This is a genomic window from Goodfellowiella coeruleoviolacea, assembly GCF_024171785.1.
Taxonomy (GTDB): domain Bacteria; phylum Actinomycetota; class Actinomycetes; order Mycobacteriales; family Pseudonocardiaceae; genus Goodfellowiella; species Goodfellowiella coeruleoviolacea.
The window spans coordinates 56,428-75,019 of record NZ_JAMTCK010000014.1 but is presented as its reverse complement, the minus strand read 5'-3'; the positions used below and the strand labels follow the sequence as shown (position 1 = coordinate 75,019).

Sequence of the window (18,592 nt, the reverse complement as noted above, 5' to 3'; positions counted from 1 at the left end):
CCCGCAGCGGGGCCGCCGCTCCGCACACCAGTCGCAAGTGGACAGACCGGGGTGCGGTCGGGGTGATCAGGTGGCTACCGCCGCACGGCTCGGGCGTAGCCGCCCGCGCTGGTGCCGAGTTCCTGCCGGAAGTGCCGGTTGAGCTGGCTCTGGTCGAAGTAGCCGAGCGCCGCGGCCACGTCCGCCGCCGAGTGGCCCGCCGCCAGCATCGACCTGGCTCTGGCCAGCCGCAGCAGGGTCCGGTAGCGGTGCGGCGGCGCCCCGTACGCCTGCCGGAAGCTGCGGACCAGGTGGTGCCGGCCGCATCCGGCCACCGCCGCGAGTTCGTCGAGGCTGATGTTGGCGTCCAGGCAGTCGTGCAGGACCTGGTGGACCTGGCGCAGCGCTCGCGGCCGGAGCGGGTCAGGGGTCGCGTCGGGGGCGGCGGCGTGCCGCCGCACCAGGACGTCGACGAGGGCGGTGAACGTCGACTGCACGGTCAGCCGGTCCGCGCCGCGCGCCAGGTCGTCGTGCAGCCGGGCGAAGCCGTTGAACAAGCCGCGATCGGCATAGGTGAATCGGGGAAACCGGGGCGGTTTCGAGTGACCGGTGACGTCCGGCAGGAGTTCGGGAGGCACCACGAGCACGCTGATGTGGAGGGAGCCGGCACGCGTGTCGAGCGCCTCCACCACCTCGTCCGGCTCCACCACCGTGACCGTGCCGGTGGTGCCCACGCTCCGCTCGCGGCCGCGGTAGCGGATCCGCCGGGGTGCCCCGGTGCGCGTGATCGTGATGGCGTACCCGCTGTGCAGGGTGAACCTGGGGCAGTTGTGCTTCGTGGCGCGCGGGGACAGGACCTCCACCCCGGGCAGTTCCCGGGGACTCCACCACGGCGACGGTGACTCGTCCATGTGCACCTCTTCCCAGCGCGCGTTCCCGGCGGCGGCAGAGCCGCGTGGTGGTGCGTCCGCGGCCCGAAGCCGTTGGCAGGAATGAACACTAGGAATCAACCGGTGTGCGATCGTCACCCCGAGGTGGACATCCGCGGGTAGCTCGCGCGGGGGACGGGCGGCCGGCGGCGTTGCCCCCGTTGGCCTTCTGGGCGCCGGGGTGGCCGGGCGGCCCGCTGCCCGCCTCGGTGGCCAGGACGATGCCGACGATCAGCGGGCGATCTGCTCCGGGGAGGCGTTGGCGCCGTGGGCGGCGATCTCCTGTTCGGCCACGGCGAGGATGCGCGCGTCGTGGCGCCCGGCGTCGGCGCACTGGTGGTCGGGCACGGTGTGACCGCCGGCGTTGCTAAGTGGCGGGCCCCGCCGTATCGTACCGGGAGAAAACGGCGGGCCCCGCCGTTTCGCTGTTCTCGATGCCTTCCAAGGGAGAACCATGTCCACGACCTCCGCACCCGTCCTGGTCACCGGTGCCACCGGCAAGCAGGGCGGCGCCACCGCCCGCGCCCTGCTCGCGGCCGGTGTCCCCGTCCGCGCCCTGGTGCGCGACCCGAACTCCGACCGGGCCAGGGCCGTCGCCGCGCTCGGCGCCGAACTGGTCACCGGCGATCTGCACGACCGCGACTCGGTGGTGCGCGCCGCCGAAGGCGCCCGCGCCGTGTTCTCCGTGCAGATGCCCGCCATGAGCGAGGCCGGCTTCGACTTCGCCGGGGAGGTGACCCAGGGCGTCAACCTCATCGAGGGGGCCAGGGCGGCCGGCGTGCCGCAGTTCGTGCACACGTCCGCCTCCGGTGCCGGCCAGCACACCGGGACCCCCGGCTGGGCGGAGGGCCGCTGGACCGCGGTGGAACCCAGCATGGGGGCCAAGAGCGCGATCCAGGACCGGGTCCGCGCGGCCGGTTTCCGCCACTGGACCCTCATCAAGCCGGCCTTCTTCATGGACAACTTCCTGCCTTCCATGAAGTACCTGTTCCCGCGCGGCGTCGAGGGCGGTCTGGTGACGCTCTTCAAGCCCGACAGCCACCTGTCCCTGGTTGCCACGGACGACATCGGCAGGGCGGCCGCCGCGGCCCTCACCGAACCCGAGCGGTTCCACCGGGTCGAGCTGGAACTGGCCAGCGACTACCTGACGATGACGCGGATCGCCGAGGTCCTCTCCGACGTGCTGGGCACCCGGCTGTCCGCACCGGACATGACCGCGGACGAGGCCTACGCCGCCGGAATGCCGGACATGGGGGCCTCGCACGAGTGGTTGGACGTGGCCGGCCAGCCGGCCCGCCCGGAGTACGCGCGGGGCTTCGGCATCCCGCTCACCAGCTTCGAGCAGTGGGCGCGGGAGAACATGCACGCCACCGCCTGACAGGCCCCGGGTCGGGAACGGCCGCTCGGTCCGCGCGCAACGGCCCGAGCGGACCGGTCAACGCCAGCGGTGGGCCGGCCAGGTGGTCGGCCGGTGACCGGTCCGGGTCGTGCATGCTGTGCCCCTTCCCGGGCGTCGGCGATCTCGCCAGTGCGTCACCGACATCTGCTCAGCCGCGAAGATCAGCCGCCGCTGCCCCGGGCGGTGATGCTGCTGCGCGCCCGCTGGTGCAGTGCCTCGTCCGCGGCCTGCAGGGCGAGGCGGACCGCGCCGAGCACCACGGCCTCCTCGCCCACGCTGGAGGCCAGTATCCGGGGGCTGCGGATGCACACCCGGTCGATGTGCTGTTGCAGTCGGGGCAGGAGCAGGTCGTCGGCGCTGGCCAGGCCGCCGCCGAGGACCACCATCTCCGGGTCCACGGTCAGCGTCATGGCCGCGGCGTGCTGGGCCAGCACCGCGCAGAAGTCGTCCACAATAGACAGTGCGGCGGAGTCGCCGGCCCTGGCGCTGGCGATGATCTGCTCGGTGACCTGGTGGTCGCGGTCGTCGATGGACGCGGTGGTGGCCGGGCCCAGCAGGCGTTCCCGGCACAGCTCCCACTTCTTCGGGTCCAGCAGGCCGATCTCGCCGGCCGCGCCGCCGAAACCGCGGTGCACCTTGCCGTCCAGCACCAGTGCGGCACCGATGCGCCGGCCCACCAGCAGGTAGACCAGGGAGTCGGCCTGGGTGGCCACGCCGTGCCAGCGTTCGGCCAGTGCCGCGAGGTTGGCGTCGTTGTCCACCAGCACCGGGCAGCCGAAGGACCGGGACAGCCGGCGGGCCAGCGGCAGGCCGACCCAGCCGGGCAGCACCGTGGACACGGTGACCGTGCCGGCCCGGTCGATGATGCCCGGGCTGCCCACGCCGGCGGCCATCAGCCGCCTGCGGTCGATGCCGCCCTCGGCCAGACACCGGTTGGCCACCCCGCGCACCACCGCGATCCGGGCGTCCGCGTCCAGCCGAGGGTCCACCCGGGTCTGGTGGGTGTGCACCGGTTCGCCGTTGAGGTCGGCGAGCACCCCGAGCACCCGGTGCGCGCCGATGTCCAGGCCCAGCACGTAGCCGCTGTCCGCGCGGAACACGTAGCGCCGGGCCGGCCGGCCCACGCGCCGCCCACCGCGCTGGTCGGCCTCGGCGGCGAGTTCGGCGGCCCAGCCCTGCTCGACCAGGTCCTCCACCGCGGACTCCACCGTCGGCCGGGACAGGCCGGTGCGGGTGGCCAGGTCACTGAGCGTGGCCGGGCTGGACTCGCGCAGTGCCGACAGCACCGCGACCGAGTTGATCAGCCGCAGCAACGACGGGCTGCCGCTGTGCGGGCGACGTGTCTCCGACACGAACTCTCCCTTGACTGGGTGAACGAGCAAATGGTAGACCATCGCGAATTAATTAAAGGAACTTTCATTAATAACCCTACGGTGGGGGAGATGAGCGCTTGTCCAGACCGGTGACCGTCGCCATCGTCGGCGCGGGCTCCCGAGGGAGCACCTACGCCGCCTGCTTCGCCCAGACCGGCCGCGCCCGCGTGGTGGCCGTGGCCGAGCCCCGGTCCTTCGCCAGGGACTCGCTCGCGCTGCGCTACGACGTGCCGCCCGAGGCCGTGTTCGATGACTGGCGCGCGCTGCTCGCCCAGCCCCGCCTCGCCGACGTGGCCGTGATCGCCACCCAGGACCAGCACCACGCCGATCCGGCCGTGGCCCTGGCCGGTCTCGGCTACCACCTGCTGCTGGAAAAGCCGATGGCCACCACCGAGGCCGACGCCGAGCGGATCGTCACCGCGGCCGAGGACGCCGGGGTGATGCTCGCCGTCTGCCACGTGCTGCGCTACACGCCCTACTCCCGGCTGCTCAAGAGCGTTGTCGACAGTGGACGGATCGGCGACGTGGTCAGCGTCGAGCACCTGGAGCCGGTGGGCTGGTGGCACCAGGCGCACTCCTACGTGCGCGGCAACTGGCGGCGCGAGGACGAGTCCACGTTCATGCTGATGGCCAAGTCCTGCCACGACCTGGACTGGCTGGCGCACGTGATCGGCCGGCCGGCGGTGCGGGTGTCCTCGTTCGGCGGGCTCTACGAGTTCCGGGCGCAGCGCCGCCCCGAGGGCGCGGCCGACCGCTGCCTGGACTGCGCGGTCGAGGCGAACTGCCCCTACTCGGCCCCCCGGATCTACCTGCCGATGCTCAACGACACCCGGGAGTGGCCGCTGTCGGTGCTCACCGACGACCGCACCGAGGCGGGCGTGCGCCGGGCGTTACGCGAGGGCCCCTACGGCCGCTGCGTGTACGCGTGCGACAACGACGTGGTGGACCACCAGGTGGTCAACATCGAGTACACCGGTGGTGTCACCGCCTCGTTCACCATGACCGCGTTCGCCCCGGGGGCCCACCGCAAGACCCGTGTCTTCGGCACCAGGGGCTCGCTGGACGGCGACGGCGACACCCTCACCGTGCACGACTTCCTGCACGACACCAGTGAGGTGCTGACCTCGACCCCGGCCGGCGGGGCCACCGCCGGCGACGGACACGGCGGCGGCGACCAGGGACTGGTCAACGCCTTCGTGGCCGCGGTCGCCGCCGGCGACCCGACCCTGATCCTCACCAACGGCCGGGACAGCCTGGAGACCCACCGGCTGGTGTGGGCGGCGGAGCAGGCCCGCCGCACCGGCACCGTGGTCAGCCTGCCCCAGCCAGCACAACCGGAGGAAGCACGATGAAACGGGCGTTGACAACGGTGCTCGCGGTGAGCGCCCTGCTCGCGGCGGGCTGTGGCGGCGGCGGGTCGTCGAACACGGCCACCGGCGACGCGAACGGGCGCGGCCCGATCGCCTTCGCCACGCTCAAGGACGGCACCGGCACGGTGCCCAAGCTGGTGGAGACCTGGAACGCGGCCCACCCCGACGAGACCGTGCGCATCGTCGACCTGCCCGAGGGCGCCGACGGCCAGCGCCAGCAGCTCATCCAGCAGGCCCAGACCCAGTCCGACAGCTACGACGTGATCACCATCGACCTGCCGTGGACCGCGGAGTTCGCCGCCCGCCGGTGGGTCACCGAGCTGCCCAAGGACCAGTTCGATGTGGACGGTTACTTCGCCGCCCCGGTCAAGGGCTCGGAGTACCGCGACAAGCTCTACGCCATCCCGCACTTCACCGGTGCCGGCATGCTGTACTACCGCAAGGACCTGCTGGACAAGGCCGGCGTGGCGGTGCCGAAGACCTGGGCGGAGCTGAAGGAGGCCTGCGCCAAGGTGCTCGCGCTGCCCGAGGCGGCGGGCGCGTCCTGCTACGCCGGCCAGTTCGACAAGTACGAGGGCCTGGCCATCAACTTCGCCGAGGCGGTCGGCTCGGCCGGCGGCGAGGTGACCGACCAGGCCGGCAACCCCAAGCTGAACACGCCCGAGGCCAAGGCCGGCCTGGACCTGCTGGTGAACAGCTTCCACGACGGCACCATCCCGGCCGAGGCCATCACCTACAAGGAAGAGGAGGGCCGCCGCGCCTTCCAGCAGGGCAAGCTCATCTTCCACCGCAACTGGGCCTACATCTACGCGCTGATGAACGCCTCGGACGGCTCCTCGCAGGTGCCCGGCAAGTTCGGCGTCACCGTGCTGCCCGGCGTCAACGGCCCCGGCGTGTCCATGCTGGGCGGCAACAACCTGGCGGTGTCGGCGTTCTCGAAGAAGCAGGCCACGGCCCGCGACTTCATCAAGTACCTCACCAGCGCGGAGACCCAGCGCACCCACGCCAAGGGCTCGGCGTACCCGATGACCCGGCCGGTGATCTACCAGGACCCCGAACTCCAGGCGCAGTACCCGTACCTGCAGGTGCTGGAGCAGGCCATCAACACCGCCCGGCCGCGCCCGGAACTGGTCCGCTACGGCGACGCCTCCAGCGTCATCCAGGAGCAGGTCTACGCCGCGCTGTCCGGCCAGACCAGCACGGAGCAGGCACTGGCCACCATGCAGCAGAAGCTGACCGAGATCGCCCAGGGGACCTGACGCATGAACACGACCGCGCGCGCCGGGCGCACGGCCGCACTGCTGCTCTCACCGACGTTCCTGGTGCTCGCGCTGGTGGTGGGCTACCCGCTGCTGGCCGCGCTGCGGGAATCGTTGCACCGCAGCGGGGACGAGCTGGACGAGTCCGGGTTCATCGTGTCCGGGGACCGGTTCGTCGGGCTGGACAACTACGCCGACGCGGTGGGCGCGGCCCGGTTCTGGACCGCGTTCGCCAACACCACGGTGTTCACCCTGGTGACGGTGGCCATCGAGGTGGTGCTCGGCACGGCCATGGCCGTGGTGATGCACCGGGCCATGCGCGGCCGCGGCCTGGTGCGCGCGTCGATCCTGGTGCCGTGGGCGATCCCGACCGCGGTGTCCGGACTGCTGTGGCGGTGGATCTTCCAGGCCGACGGCGTGGCCAACACGCTGCTCGGCACGGATCTGCTGTGGACCTCCGACGGCTGGCCGGCCAAGATCGCGGTGATCGTCGCGGACAGCTGGAAGACCGCGCCGTTCGTCGGCCTGCTCGTGCTGGCCGGCCTCCAGCTGATCCCCAACGACGTCTACGAGGCCGCCCGGCTGGACGGCGCCAGCGCCTGGCAGCAGTTCCGCCGGGTGACCCTGCCGCTGGTCAAACCCGCGCTGCTGGTGGCGGTGCTGTTCCGGCTGCTGGACGCGCTGCGCATGTTCGACCTGCCGTTCGTCCTGGTCGGACCGCAGAAGGGCGCGGTGGAGACACTGTCCATGTTGGCCTGGAACGAGGCCAACCAGGTGCGCTACGGTCCGGCCGCCGCCTACTCGGTGATCCTGTTCCTGTACGTGGTGGTCATCGCGTTCGTGTTCGTCAAACTGCTCGGCGCCGACCTGTTGGGAGAGCGGCGGGCCCGGCGCAGGTCGGAGGTGTCGGCATGACCGCCCTGGTTCGCCGCTGGGCGCCGTATCTGGGTGTGGCGCTGATCGTGTGCTACTGCCTGGCGCCGTTCTACTGGATGGTGGTGTCCAGCTTCCGCCGCACCAGCGACATCTTCGACAAGTCGCCGCTGCCCTCGCCGTGGTCGCTGGAGAACTACCAGGCCGTGTTCGGCGGGAACAACGCGTTCGGCCAGTCGCTGGTCAACAGCCTGGTCGTGGCGGGCACCACCACGGTGCTGACCGTCCTGTTGGGCACGCTCGCCGGCTTCGCCCTGGCCCGGTTGACCTTCAGGTTCAAGAACCTGGTGCTGTCGCTGGTGATCGCCACGTCGATGTTTCCCGGGATTTCACTGATCGTTCCGCTGCTGAAGCTGTTCACCGACATCGGCTGGGTCAACACTTACCACTCGATGATCGTGCCCAACATGTCGTTCGCCCTGCCGCTGGCGGTGTGGAACCTGACCACCTTCTTCCGCCAGCTGCCCTTCGAGCTGGAGGAAGCGGCCCGAGTGGACGGTTGCACCCCGTGGCAGGCCTTCCGCAAGGTGATCCTGCCGATCGCCGTGCCCGGCGTGTTCACCACCGCGATCATCGTGTTCGTGACCTCGTGGAACGAGTTCATCATCGCCCTGAGCATGGTGAACCAGCCGGAGACGCAGACCGCCACCGTGCGGATCTCCCAGTTCGGTGGCGTGTCCGGATTCGACAGTCCCTTTGGGACGCAGATGGCGGCCGGCGTGGTCGTCACCGTGCCACTGGTCATCGCCGTGCTGCTGTTCCAGCGCCGGATCGTGGCCGGCCTGACCTCGGGCGGCCTGAAGTGAGTCCACACCAGACAGAGCGGAGCAACGGGTTGATCGACCTGCCCTCCAGACGGACGTTCCTCGGCCTGACCGGGGTCAGCGCCGCCGCGCTGGTGCTCGGCACCGGCGCCCCGGCCAACGCGCAGACCCCCGGCGGCGACAACGTCCCGGCCGACCCGTTCCAGCTCGGCGTGGCCTCGGGCGACCCCGAGCCGACCAGCGTGGTGCTGTGGACCCGGCTGGCCCCGCAGCCGCTGGCCGAGGACGGCCACGGCGGCATGCCGCGCCGCGACATCGACGTGTACTACGAGGTCGCCGAGGACGAGCGGTTCTCCCGCGTGGTGCGCCGCGGCCGGGCGGTCGCCTCCCCGGAACTGGCCCACTCGGTGCACCCCGAGGTCGACGGGCTGCGCCCCGGCCGCGAGTACTTCTACCGGTTCCGCGCCGGCGGCGAGATCAGCCCGGTGGGCCGCACCCGCACCGCGCCGGCCGCCCGCGACCGGGTCGACCGGCTCACCTTCGCCCTGGCCTCCTGCCAGGCGTGGTACCACGGCCACTTCACCGCCCACCGCCACCTCGCCGCCGACCAGCCCGATCTGGTGTTCTTCCTCGGCGACTACATCTACGAGTACGCCATCACCGCCAGCAACCTGTGGCGGCAGGGCGTCCAGGTCGGCGGCGCGCACGCGGTCGAGGTGAAAACCCTGGAGCAGTACCGCCTCCGGTACGCGCTCACCAAGACCGACCCGCACCTCAAGGCCGCGCACGCCACCGCGCCCTGGGTGTCCACATGGGACGACCACGAGGTGCAGAACAACTACGCGGACGCGCACAGCGAGTACGGCGTCTCGCCCGAGGACTTCGAGCGCCAGCGGGCCGTGGCCTACCGCGCCTACTACGAGCACCTGCCGCTGCGCCGCACCTCCCTGCCGCAGGGCCCGGACATGCGGCTGTACCGCCGGCTGGGCTGGGGCCGGCTGGCCGACGTCAACGTGCTGGACACCCGCCAGTACCGCGACGCCCCGCCCACCGACAGCACGGCCGGCGGCGAGCACACGAACCCGGCCCGCTCCATCCTCGGCACCGAGCAGGAGCGCTGGCTCACCAACAACCTGCGCCGCTCCGACGCCACCTGGACGATGCTGGCCCAGCAGGTGGTGATGGCGCAGATCGACCGCGACACCGGCCCTGGCACGACGTTCAGCATGGACATGTGGGACGGCTTCACCGCCAACCGCGACCGGGTGTTCGACGCGGTCCGGCGTTACGGTGTGGAGAACTTCGTGGTGCTCAGCGGCGACATCCACCGCAGTGTCGCCGCCGACCTCAAGGCCGACTTCACCGACCCCGACTCGGCCACCATCGGCAGCGAGCTGGTGGTCAGCTCGGTCGGCTCGGACGGCGACGGCGCCCCCACCGACAGCTACGCCCCGATCTGGCTGGGCAACCCGCACGTCAAGCTCTACGACGCCCGCCGGGGCTACGTGCACTGCACGCTGACCCCGGAGCGGCTGACCGCCGACTTCAAGGTCGTCGACCACATCCAGCGCGACGACCAGGCCCCGGTCTCCACCGTGGCCCGCTTCGTCACCGAGGCCGGCCGGCCAGGACTGAACCGGGAGGCGTGATGGGCGCGACCGTGAAACCCGTGCGCGGACTGGCCGGCCAGGGCGGCCTCGGCTGGATCGAGTTGACCTGGCAGGCGGACTCCTACCACCCGCTGGTCGACCACTTCGCCGTGTACGGCTCGACCGAGCGGGACTTCCAGCCCGGCCCGGCGAACCTGATCACCAAGACCGTCTACACGCGACACCGGCACAACAACCTCGGCCCGACCAGCCAGACCTGGTACTACCGGGTGGTCACGGTCGACGCGGCCGGAAACGCCAGCCGCGCCACCAACGCCGTGCGCGCCGCGTCCACCGACTCGGTGACCGTCAGCGGCCGGCCCGTCGCCGTGATCGGGCAGTTCGACCGCAAGAGCCTGGAACTCGCCCTGGCCCCCAACGGCTACGCGCAGTACCCGACCCGCTTCCCGCAGGACGCCGACTACACGCACGGCGTGAGCACCCCGGGCGCGGACTGGCCGTACCTGCACCCCGGTCCCGCCGACAAGTGGGCCGGCAGCAAGGCGCACACCTTCCGGTTCCGCTTCACCCTGCCGGCCCAGCCCACCGGGGACCTGGCGCTGGCCGTCTGGCTGATCGACACGCACGCCAGCAACCCCGGAACACTCGACGTGTCCTGCAACGACACGGCGGTGGCCGCGGTGGCGCTGGAGAAGGGCGCCACCAAGGGATCGCTGCAGGGCGACGCCACCGCACCGGGAAACCCGCTGCGTCCGTCCATTGTGGAGCTGACGCTGCCGCGTGCCGCGCTGCGCGCCGGGGAGAACGTGCTCACCCTGGGCAAGGCCACCGGCTCCTGGCACGCCTACGACGCCCTCGGCGTGTTCGAACCCCGACGCTGAGATCGTGTTTCACCTTCACAAACGCGCGAGTTGACTTTGCAAACCCCGCGAGTTGCACGTTCAGGCAGGGCCATTCGGGTGAACCGGGGGCGAGCGGGGTAAGGGGACGCGGGAACGGGCGGCCGCTGGTGCGATCAGCGGCCGCCGCCCCCGGCGCCGTACCTCCCGCGGGCGCCCGAGACCTACCCACGGTGGCAGGGTTTTGCGGGCCGCCCAAGCCGTCAAACTTTCGAGCGAAATGCGTTGTGAGACAGGCAATTCAGCGCGTTTGTGGGCCTAGGGTTTCGGCGTTGATCTCATATCCCGGAGAGGGGACGTGACATGGGTGACGCGCTGTCCACGGTCCAAGGCCGAGCCCTGGGAGAGGAACTGCGCATCCGGCGTGAGGCGCAGAAGCTGACGGGCACCTACCTGGCGCACATCCTGGGCTGGGACCCCAGCAAGGTGTCCCGCATGGAGACGGGCAAGACCCGGTTCCGCGTCCAGGACGTGATCGCCTACCTGGCCGTCTGCCGCGTGACCGGCGCCGATCGCGACCGCCTGCTCTACATGGCCGCCCACGCCAACGAGCCAGATCTGCTGGACAGGGACTCGGATGGGCTGGACATGCGCACCAAGATCTATCTGCGACACGAGTGGGACGCGGTCCACATCGTGAACTACGAGCCCTTGCTGATTCCAGGCTTGCTCCAGACGCCCGGATACATGAGGGAAGCCGCACGTGCGGAGGATGTGCCCGAGGAGAAGATCGAGCCGTTGGTGACGGCGAAGCAGCAGCGACAGCACGTGTTGCGTGGGGAGTTTCCGACCCCGGCTGGGTTCTTCATCCACGAGCACGCGCTGCGCTGTCGCTTCGAGGACCCGGAGGTCATGCGAGAGCAGTTGGTGCACCTGATCTTCAAGGCATCCCGACCGCACCTGACCATCCGGGTGGTGCCGGCGTCCCTCGGCTTGAAGGCGCTGGCCAACCCGTTTGTGCTGATGGAGCTGCCGGAGAGGCGTGCGGTGGTGTACATGGAGGCCGCTGTGGCCGGGGTGTTCCTGGAGCAGAAGAAGGACATCGAGATGTGCCGGAAGGAGTGGAAACGGCTCGATAACCTCGCGCTGGACGAGGCAGAATCGCGGGTGTTCCTGGCCGGATTGGCCAATGAGCAAGGCTCACCCGAGAGGACGCAAGATGACCTACCAGGCTCCTTCCTGGCGGACGAGTAGCTACAGCAAAGGAAGCGAACTCGTCAACTGCGTCGAGGTGGCGTTCGGTACAGCCGAGGTGGCCGTGCGTGACTCCAAGAACGCGGACGGGTCGGTGCTCGGGTTCACGCCGGCCCGGTGGCGGGCGTTCCTGACCTCGGCCAAGGCCGAGCGGTTGACACAATGACCTGGTGTGGGTTGGGGACCAGCTCGCTGAGTCGCCATCCTGGGTGTTCCTGGCCGGATTGGCCAACGAGCAAGGCTCACCCGAGAGGACGCAAGATGACCTACCAGGCTCCTTCTTGGCGGACGAGTAGCTACAGCAACGGAAACGAACTCGTCAACTGCGTCGAAGTGGCGTTCGGGTCTGCTGCGGTAGCCGTGCGTGACTCCAAGAACGCGGACGGGCCGGTGCTCGGGTTCACGCCGGCCCGGTGGCGGGCGTTCCTGACCTCGGCCAAGGCCGAGCGGCTGACACAATGACCTGGTGACAAGGTCGAGGTCAGGTGGAATCACTGGGCCGTCCGCCTGGTTGCGTTGAGTGAGGGTGTGGCTCTCCAGGAGGACGAGATGAGCGATCAGGCGGCGGCCCAGCGCGTGGTCCGCAACGACGACGAGAACCGGTACGAGCTGTGGGTGGGGGACCAGCTCGCCGGGTTCGCCGAGTACCTGGAGCGGGGTGAGCGGACGCTGTTCACCCACACCGAGGTGGCCGACGCCTTCGGCGGGCAGGGGCTCGGCAAGGTGCTGGCGCGGGAAGCGCTCGACGACACGGTGCGCCGGCAACGGGTGATCGTTCCGCTGTGCTCGTTCATCGCGGACTTCGTCGCCAAGCGGCCGGAGTACGCGGCGCACGTCGAGGCGCAGCGGAGCGACCACGGTGAGTAACCTGGAGGCGAAGCCGACCGTGACGCCGTGCCGGTCGGCGGCCAATCCGGGGCCGGTCACCGAGTTCTTCCCGTCGCGGGCGGTGCCGCTCGGTGGGATCAGGGCGGTCACGGTTGACCGGGTGCTGCCCCAGCGCGGGCTGCCCACCGTTGGCGCGTGGTGCTTCCTCGACCAGTTCGGGCCGCAGCACGCGGACATGCGGGTGTTGCCGCACCCGCACGTCGGTTTGCAGACGGTGACCTGGCCGCTGCGCGGTGAGATCCGGCACCGGGACAGCGTGGGCAGTGACGTGGTGGTCCGTCCCGGTCAGCTCAACCTGATGACCGCCGGCCGGGGCATCGCCCACTCCGAGTTCTCCCTCGGGGACACGCCGCTGTTGCACGCCGTTCAGTTGTGGGTCGCGCTGCCGGCCGAGCGGGCCGACATCGAGCCGAGCTTCGAGCAGCACCTCACCCTGCCCGTGTTCACAGTGGACAACCTGCGCGCGACCGTGCTGATGGGTGCGCTCGGCGACGCGGTCTCACCGGCCACCGCGCACACCCCGCTGGTGGGCGCCGACCTGAAGGTGCCGGCCGGCACGGTGACCGCGCTGCCGCTGCGCCGGGACTTCGAGTACGCGGTGTTGGTCATCGAGGGTGAACTGGAGATCGCCGGTGTCCGGGCCGCCGCCGGTCCGCTGCTCTACCTGGGCACCGGGCGGGACGAGTTGACCGTGGGTGCGGTCCAGGACGCCAGGGCCGTGCTGCTGGGCGGTGAGCCCTTCCCGGACGACCTGGTGATGTGGTGGAACTTCGTGGGGCGCGACCACGACGAGATCGCCAGGGCGCGCGCCGACTGGGAGAACCGCGACGCGCGCTTCGGTGCCGTGGCCGGGCACGACGGCCTGCGCATCCCCGCGCCCGAACTGCCCAACGTCCGGCTCACCCCACGCCGGCGGGGGTAGGGGCGGGGCAGACCTGACCCGCTGCAGGGGGTGGCTGGCCGGCCACCCCCTTTTTTTCTCGTGTCCGAAGTTCTCCGGGAACCAGGCGGTTGGTCAACAGGTCGGTCGGTGCCGGTGGCCAACCATTCGATTAGCCTGCTAATCTGAATTAGCAAGCTAACTCGTATCTTGTACCACTCGCTGGAGGAAGCGGGCCATGAGCAGTCCCACCACAACCATCACCGTTGACGCCGACCTGGTCACGCTGGTGAACGTGTTCACCGTTGACCCGGCGCGGCAGGCCGAACTGGTCAACGCCCTGGACGAGGCCACTCGAAGGATCTTCGTCGCTGTGCCCGGTTTCATCTCGGCGAACCTGCACGCCAGCCTGGACGGGACTCGCGTGATCAACTACGCGCAGTGGGCGAGCGAACGGCACCACCAGGAGGCGCTGCGGCGAGCCGACGTGCGCGAGCACCTCACCGAGGCGACGGCCATCGCGGAGAAGTGGGACCCGACGCTGGTCCGGGTCCGGTCGATCCACCACCCCCAGCGGCAGTCGGTGTGATGCCGAGGTGGCGCTCGATCTCGTCAGCGCCACGGGCCACGCCACCACTGTCCTGAATGGACCTGCGCATCCGGTCGAGGTTCGTGCGGATCGCGGGGCTGGAGCTGACCCGGGTGACCGCGTCCCGCACGGCCTCGGGGGTGAGCGCGGTGGCGTCCAGTCGCTCGCCAAGGCCGAGTTCGCGCACCCGGTCGGCGTTGGCGACCTGCTCGGGTGTCTGGGGGAACGTGATGAGCGGGACGCCGTGGCACAGCGCCTCCATAATGGAGTTCATGCCGGCGTGTGAGATGAACGCCGCCGCGTGGCGGAGCACCGCCAGTTGCGGGAAGCGCGGCCGGATGTCCACATTGGATGGAACGGTGCCCAGTGCGGCGGTGTCCTGGTCGGCCACGGTCATGGCCACCTGCCAGGGTCCGTCCCCGAAGGCCGCCAGGCAGGTCCGGTAGAACGCGGCGTCGGTCATGACTGAGCCCAACGAGACGAACAGGGTGGGCGCGTCCGGGTCGCGCGGCGACCAGGACTCCCGCTGCCGCCGGCTGTCCAGCAGCGGTCCGATGAACCGGAAGCGGTCGTCGAAGCTGTCGGCGGCCGGCTGGAACTCCCTGGGCACGAACACCAGGTTCAGCGCTGCTGGCACATCCACGGTGCCGGCCGGGTCGAGGTGCACGCCGTGCTCGGCCGAGAAGTGCGCGCAGTCGGCGGCGAACGCCGCCATGCCCGGGTGCGCGGGGTCGAGTCCGGCGGTCAGCCGCGCGTCAAGGGAGAACGTCTCGTTGGACGCCAGGTGGGGAACGCAGCGCACCGCCGGGATGCCGAGCCGGTGGGCCACCAGCCGGGCCGGCCAGTTCGTGGCGTCGTAGCAGATCGCGTCGGGCCGCTGGGTGGCGCAGTGGTCGAGCAGCACCGGGTAGGCCGCGCGCATGGCCGCGAAGAAGTGGCGGAACCAGGCCGCCATGACCTCGGGGCCGACCTGCGCTGGCGGGGTGAACGGCGCCATCGACGGCAGCGCCACCCAGCGGGCACCGGCGGCCGCCACGGCCGAGGAGTGTTCGGCGGCCGTGGCGTAGTCCACCCGGTGGCCCCGGCGAACGAGTTCCCCGACCAGCGGCAGGGTCGGGGTGACGTGGCCGTGTCCGGTGAGTGCGACGAACAACACGTGCTGTGGCATGACCGACGAGCATAGGAACGACGAGGCCGCCGCCGCATCGGATTACCGGCGCCGCCTGGGCTTCGGTTGGCGGGGTGCGGGGCGATGACTGGCTGATACGCCGTGTGCGACGGCGTCGAAGGCCGCGTTCACGCGCTGCTGGTGCGCCGTGGCGATGTCGGCGAGATCGTCTCCGGCGAGTCGCCGGCGCAGCGACTCGGCGGCGACTGTCCGATATGCGGCAACGAGCAGTGCGGCGGTCAGCGTGCTGTCACCGGAGAACCCGGCGTCCGCGTGCAGTGCGGCGGCCAGCTCTGTCTCGATCTCGTGCGCGAACGCGCGCAGTCGCGCGATCAACGCGGGGGAGGCCATGAGCGTCCGCACGAACGGTTCGACGTCCGCGCCCTCGCTCAGGCCGGACAGCGGATGTCGTTGTGCGGCAAGCGCGAGCGCGGCCTGACGGAGTGCCTCGACCGGATCGAGGCCGTCCGCGCGGTCGCGGATCGCGGTCCGCACGATGTCGATGACGTCGGGAAGGCGGTCGAGCAGCAGGTCTTCCTTGCGTTCGAAGTGCGCGAAGACGGTCACCTTCGACACGCCGGCCGCCGCGGCGACCTCGGCGATGGTCACGTCATCGAACCCGCGTTCGAGGAACAGTTCGGTCGCGACCTCGGCGATGCGTGCTCGGGTTCGCGCTCCGCCTCGATCCCCTCGATTCGGCATGTGACAACGCTACCTTTCGGGTATTAGGTTTACTCGGTAAGCTTACCGAGTAAACCCATCAAGTGAGGATCGTGCTGTGCGGCGAACGGACGTGGTTGTCATCGGAGCCGGGCCCACCGGCCTGCTCCTCGCCAGCGAGCTGGCGCTTCAGGGAGTGCGGGTGACGGTTCTGGAGCGGCTCCAGAAGCCGGACGCGACCATCAAGGCGGGATCGATCAATGTCGCCAGTGCCGAGATCCTCGACCGGCGCGGCCTGCTGCCGGCCGCGGCGGAGGTGCACCGGCGCCTGATCGCGGCCGCTGGCGCGTTCGCGGACGGCAGCGCGAACGACACCGTGCGCGGGCTCGTGGACGCGGCCAGGCGGACAGCTCGCCGGTTCCCGACCACGGGGCACTTCGCGGGCATGCTGTTCCGCGAGGACCTGGTCGACCAGGACGATCCCGTGCTGGCCGCGCACACGGCCGTGGCCAATGCCGTTCTGGTGCCGCAGCACGACCTTGAGTTGCTGCTCGGGCAGCACTGCGCCCGACTCGGCGTCGACATCCGCCGCGGCGTCGAGGTGCACGGGGTGCGCGGCACGGGCGCGGACCTGCGCGACGACGCCGACGTCGTCGTCGAGACCGACGCGGGTGAGGTCACCGCCGGATGGGTCGTCGCGGCCGACGGGGGACGGAGTCTGATCCGCAAGCAGCTCGGCATCGACTTCGTCGGCACCGATCCGCAGCTGGTGGGGTATCAGGCGATCGTCGACCTCGACGATCCGAGCGGGCTGCGCCGGGGGTGGACCTGGACGCCGCGCGGCATCTACGCCTACGGGCCGATTCCGGGACGCATCCTCGTCGCGCGGTTCGGGACGCAACCGCGGGACCGGAACGCTCCCGTGTCACTCGACGAACTGCAGGAGGTCGTGCGGGAGGTCACCGGGGTTCCGGTGACCCTGACGGGCCTGCACGGCCGGGCGACCCGGTGGTCGGACAACGCTCGTCAGGCGCGGTCGTACCGGCACGGCAGAGTGCTGCTCGCGGGCGATGCCGCACACGTGCACGCGCCGTTCAGTGGGCAGGGTCTGAACCTCGGGCTCGGCGACGCGGTGAACCTCGGGTGGAAGCTCGCCGCGACCGTCAACGGGTGGGCGCCGGCGGGACTGCTCGACACGTACCAGACCGAGCGGCAACCGATCGCCGCGTGGGTGCTGGACTGGACGCGGGCGCAGGTCGCCCTCCTGCGCGGAGACGAGCACACCGCGCGACTGCGCGACGTCGTCGGCGCTGAGCTGTTCACCGTGCCAGGCGTGCTCAACCGCGTGATCGCGCTCTCCTCCGGGATAGCCCAGCACTACGACGTCGCCGAGGAGACGGCCGCGCCGGTCGGCTCGATCGCCGGGGACGTCGAGCTGACAACCGGAAGTCGACTCGCCGACTTCGCGCACGACGGCCGTTTCGTGCTCGTCGACCGGTCTCCGGACGGCCGGTTCGTCAACGCGGTGCGCCAGGCGGAGCACCGGATCGCGGCCGTGGCGGATCCCGCCGCCGACGTGTCGCTGCCGAGCCTGCTCGTGCGCCCGGACGGCGTCATCGCGTGGGCCGCCAGCGCCCGAGCCGACGGCCACGCCCGGCGGGAACTCGACGCCGCGCTCCGGCGCTGGGCCGGCGTGCGAGGAGCGCGGCCGGAAACAGCCCGATCGTCGCACGTGGACGGTTGAGACGGCGCACAACGGTTGCCGGCCACCCAGCGCACGAGCGACGTGGACGGGAACGCCAGGGGAGTGGTTGCGAGCGGACACACGTGACGCCTATGCTCTGCCCGTGATCACCGGGACGGCTGGACGCCATGCACGGGAAGGCGATCCGGTGGAGCGCTGACCGCGGCCCGGGCGTGTGCAGTCCGCCCGACGCGTTCGCCGCGTGGCCCACCGCGAGAGCACGCAGTTCTCGCACACCCAAGCCACGCACAGCGAACGAGAGCGAGTAGCCCTCCATGCCAGTCACCTTCAACCACACCATCATCGCCAGCAAGGACCGCGAGGAGTCGGCGCGGTTCTACCGGGCGCTCTTCGAGCTGCCGGAAGCACCGTCGTGGGGTCCGTTCACCAACATCCAGCTCTCCGACGGGGTGCTGTTGCAGTTCGCCGAGCCGCCGGTGGAGATCCAGATGCAGCACTATGCGTTCCTGGTGGACGACGAGCTGTTCGACCGCGCGTACGCCAGGCTGTGCGCCGACGGCATCGAGCACTGGGCCGACCCGCAGATGAAGCGCCCCAACGAGACCAACACCGAGCACGGTGGGCGCGGCGTCTACTTCAAGGACCCCGCCGGCCACGCCATCGAGATCATCACCCGTCCCTACCTGTAGGCGAATGACCGCGGCCGCCCGGCCCTGCCACGCAGGGCCGGGCCCGGCGCTGGCCTAGGCCGAGTCCACCAGCGGCAGCAGTACACCGTCCACTATGGACTCCAGTTGCGCAGCGGTGAGCATCGGCCGGCCCAGGATGCAGTCGTACATCACCATCGGCGGGGCCACCGACGCGATCAGTGCACTGCGCGGGCCGGTTGCCTCGACCGGGATTCCGGTGTCCAGCGCCGCGGCCGAGCGGTACCTTCTTCGCCAAGCACGAAGATTTGTGCTTCTCATGCCCGGTTGCGCTCTCTCACTGAAT

The 18,592-nt window shown here is 70.6% G+C and carries 19 protein-coding genes; 15 read left to right on the top strand and 4 right to left on the bottom strand.

All coding sequences use genetic code 11. The features are described from left to right. Positions 1–74: 74 nt before the first annotated feature. A complete protein-coding gene (locus tag LX83_RS27135) occupies positions 75–890 on the bottom strand; it encodes an AraC family transcriptional regulator (RefSeq protein WP_253776380.1) in 816 nt (271 codons plus the stop codon). 472 nt (positions 891–1,362) lie between these two features. Between LX83_RS27135 and LX83_RS27130 the strand changes: the two genes are divergently transcribed. Further along, positions 1,363–2,286 carry an NmrA/HSCARG family protein gene (locus LX83_RS27130; RefSeq protein WP_253776378.1) on the top strand — a complete coding sequence of 308 codons (924 nt, stop codon included), beginning with the start codon at positions 1,363–1,365 and terminating at the stop codon, positions 2,284–2,286. Positions 2,287–2,468: 182 nt separating this feature from the next. Here the strand turns inward: LX83_RS27130 and LX83_RS27125 are convergent, their stop codons facing one another. Next, positions 2,469–3,659 (bottom strand): ROK family transcriptional regulator, encoded by a 1,191-nt coding sequence (locus LX83_RS27125; protein ID WP_253776376.1) that lies wholly within the window; start codon positions 3,657–3,659, stop codon positions 2,469–2,471. Positions 3,660–3,757: 98 nt separating this feature from the next. Here LX83_RS27125 and LX83_RS27120 point away from each other — a divergent pair, with 98 nt between their 5' ends. The 12 genes from LX83_RS27120 to LX83_RS27065 all read left to right on the top strand — a co-directional run bounded on the left by LX83_RS27120 (position 3,758) and on the right by LX83_RS27065 (position 14,066). After that, complete coding sequence (locus LX83_RS27120) at positions 3,758–5,032, top strand: Gfo/Idh/MocA family protein (protein ID WP_253776374.1); 1,275 nt, start codon at positions 3,758–3,760, stop codon at positions 5,030–5,032. Continuing rightward, positions 5,029–6,309: an ABC transporter substrate-binding protein gene (locus LX83_RS27115; RefSeq protein WP_253776372.1), complete on the top strand. Its 1,281-nt coding sequence runs from the start codon at positions 5,029–5,031 to the stop codon at positions 6,307–6,309. Before LX83_RS27120 ends, LX83_RS27115 begins: the two co-directional genes overlap by 4 nt. Before the next feature lie 3 nt (positions 6,310–6,312). Next, positions 6,313–7,224: a carbohydrate ABC transporter permease gene (locus LX83_RS27110; RefSeq protein WP_253776370.1), complete on the top strand. Its 912-nt coding sequence runs from the start codon at positions 6,313–6,315 to the stop codon at positions 7,222–7,224. Further along, positions 7,221–8,048, top strand: a complete 828-nt coding sequence (locus LX83_RS27105) for a carbohydrate ABC transporter permease (protein WP_253776368.1) — start codon at positions 7,221–7,223, stop codon at positions 8,046–8,048. Before LX83_RS27110 ends, LX83_RS27105 begins: the two co-directional genes overlap by 4 nt. 29 nt (positions 8,049–8,077) lie before the next feature. Beyond that, positions 8,078–9,655 (top strand): alkaline phosphatase D family protein, encoded by a 1,578-nt coding sequence (locus LX83_RS27100; RefSeq protein WP_301328994.1) that lies wholly within the window; start codon positions 8,078–8,080, stop codon positions 9,653–9,655. Beyond that, positions 9,655–10,497, top strand: coding sequence for a polysaccharide lyase family protein (locus LX83_RS27095; RefSeq protein ID WP_253776366.1), 843 nt, complete (start codon positions 9,655–9,657; stop codon positions 10,495–10,497). Before LX83_RS27100 ends, LX83_RS27095 begins: the two co-directional genes overlap by 1 nt. A gap of 321 nt (positions 10,498–10,818) precedes the next feature. Continuing rightward, positions 10,819–11,709: a helix-turn-helix domain-containing protein gene (locus LX83_RS27090; RefSeq protein ID WP_253776364.1), complete on the top strand. Its 891-nt coding sequence runs from the start codon at positions 10,819–10,821 to the stop codon at positions 11,707–11,709. Continuing rightward, the gene (locus LX83_RS27085; RefSeq protein ID WP_253776362.1) at positions 11,675–11,875 is read left to right on the top strand and encodes a DUF397 domain-containing protein; all 201 of its coding nucleotides are present in this window, start codon (positions 11,675–11,677) and stop codon (positions 11,873–11,875) included. The genes LX83_RS27090 and LX83_RS27085 overlap by 35 nt, the downstream gene beginning before the upstream one ends. A gap of 95 nt (positions 11,876–11,970) precedes the next feature. Continuing rightward, positions 11,971–12,171 carry a DUF397 domain-containing protein gene (locus tag LX83_RS27080; protein WP_253776360.1) on the top strand — a complete coding sequence of 67 codons (201 nt, stop codon included), beginning with the start codon at positions 11,971–11,973 and terminating at the stop codon, positions 12,169–12,171. An 87-nt stretch (positions 12,172–12,258) separates the two neighbouring features. After that, positions 12,259–12,576 carry a GNAT family N-acetyltransferase gene (locus LX83_RS27075; RefSeq protein WP_253776358.1) on the top strand — a complete coding sequence of 106 codons (318 nt, stop codon included), beginning with the start codon at positions 12,259–12,261 and terminating at the stop codon, positions 12,574–12,576. Then, positions 12,569–13,519, top strand: coding sequence for a pirin family protein (locus tag LX83_RS27070; protein WP_253776356.1), 951 nt, complete (start codon positions 12,569–12,571; stop codon positions 13,517–13,519). Before LX83_RS27075 ends, LX83_RS27070 begins: the two co-directional genes overlap by 8 nt. A gap of 196 nt (positions 13,520–13,715) precedes the next feature. Beyond that, a complete protein-coding gene (locus tag LX83_RS27065) occupies positions 13,716–14,066 on the top strand; it encodes an antibiotic biosynthesis monooxygenase family protein (protein WP_253776354.1) in 351 nt (116 codons plus the stop codon). Here the strand turns inward: LX83_RS27065 and LX83_RS27060 are convergent. Then, positions 13,978–15,234: a macrolide family glycosyltransferase gene (locus tag LX83_RS27060; RefSeq protein ID WP_253776352.1), complete on the bottom strand. Its 1,257-nt coding sequence runs from the start codon at positions 15,232–15,234 to the stop codon at positions 13,978–13,980. The two genes, LX83_RS27065 and LX83_RS27060, sit on opposite strands and share 89 nt — an antisense overlap. Before the next feature lie 42 nt (positions 15,235–15,276). Continuing rightward, on the bottom strand, positions 15,277–15,936 hold the full coding sequence (locus LX83_RS27055) for a TetR/AcrR family transcriptional regulator (RefSeq protein WP_301328993.1): 660 nt from the start codon (positions 15,934–15,936) through the stop codon (positions 15,277–15,279). 76 nt (positions 15,937–16,012) lie between these two features. Here LX83_RS27055 and LX83_RS27050 point away from each other — a divergent pair, with 76 nt between their 5' ends. Continuing rightward, positions 16,013–17,638 carry an FAD-dependent oxidoreductase gene (locus LX83_RS27050; RefSeq protein ID WP_253776348.1) on the top strand — a complete coding sequence of 542 codons (1,626 nt, stop codon included), beginning with the start codon at positions 16,013–16,015 and terminating at the stop codon, positions 17,636–17,638. Between the two features lie 275 nt (positions 17,639–17,913). After that, positions 17,914–18,288: a VOC family protein gene (locus tag LX83_RS27045; protein WP_253776346.1), complete on the top strand. Its 375-nt coding sequence runs from the start codon at positions 17,914–17,916 to the stop codon at positions 18,286–18,288. The last annotated feature ends 304 nt before the right edge of the window (positions 18,289–18,592 follow it).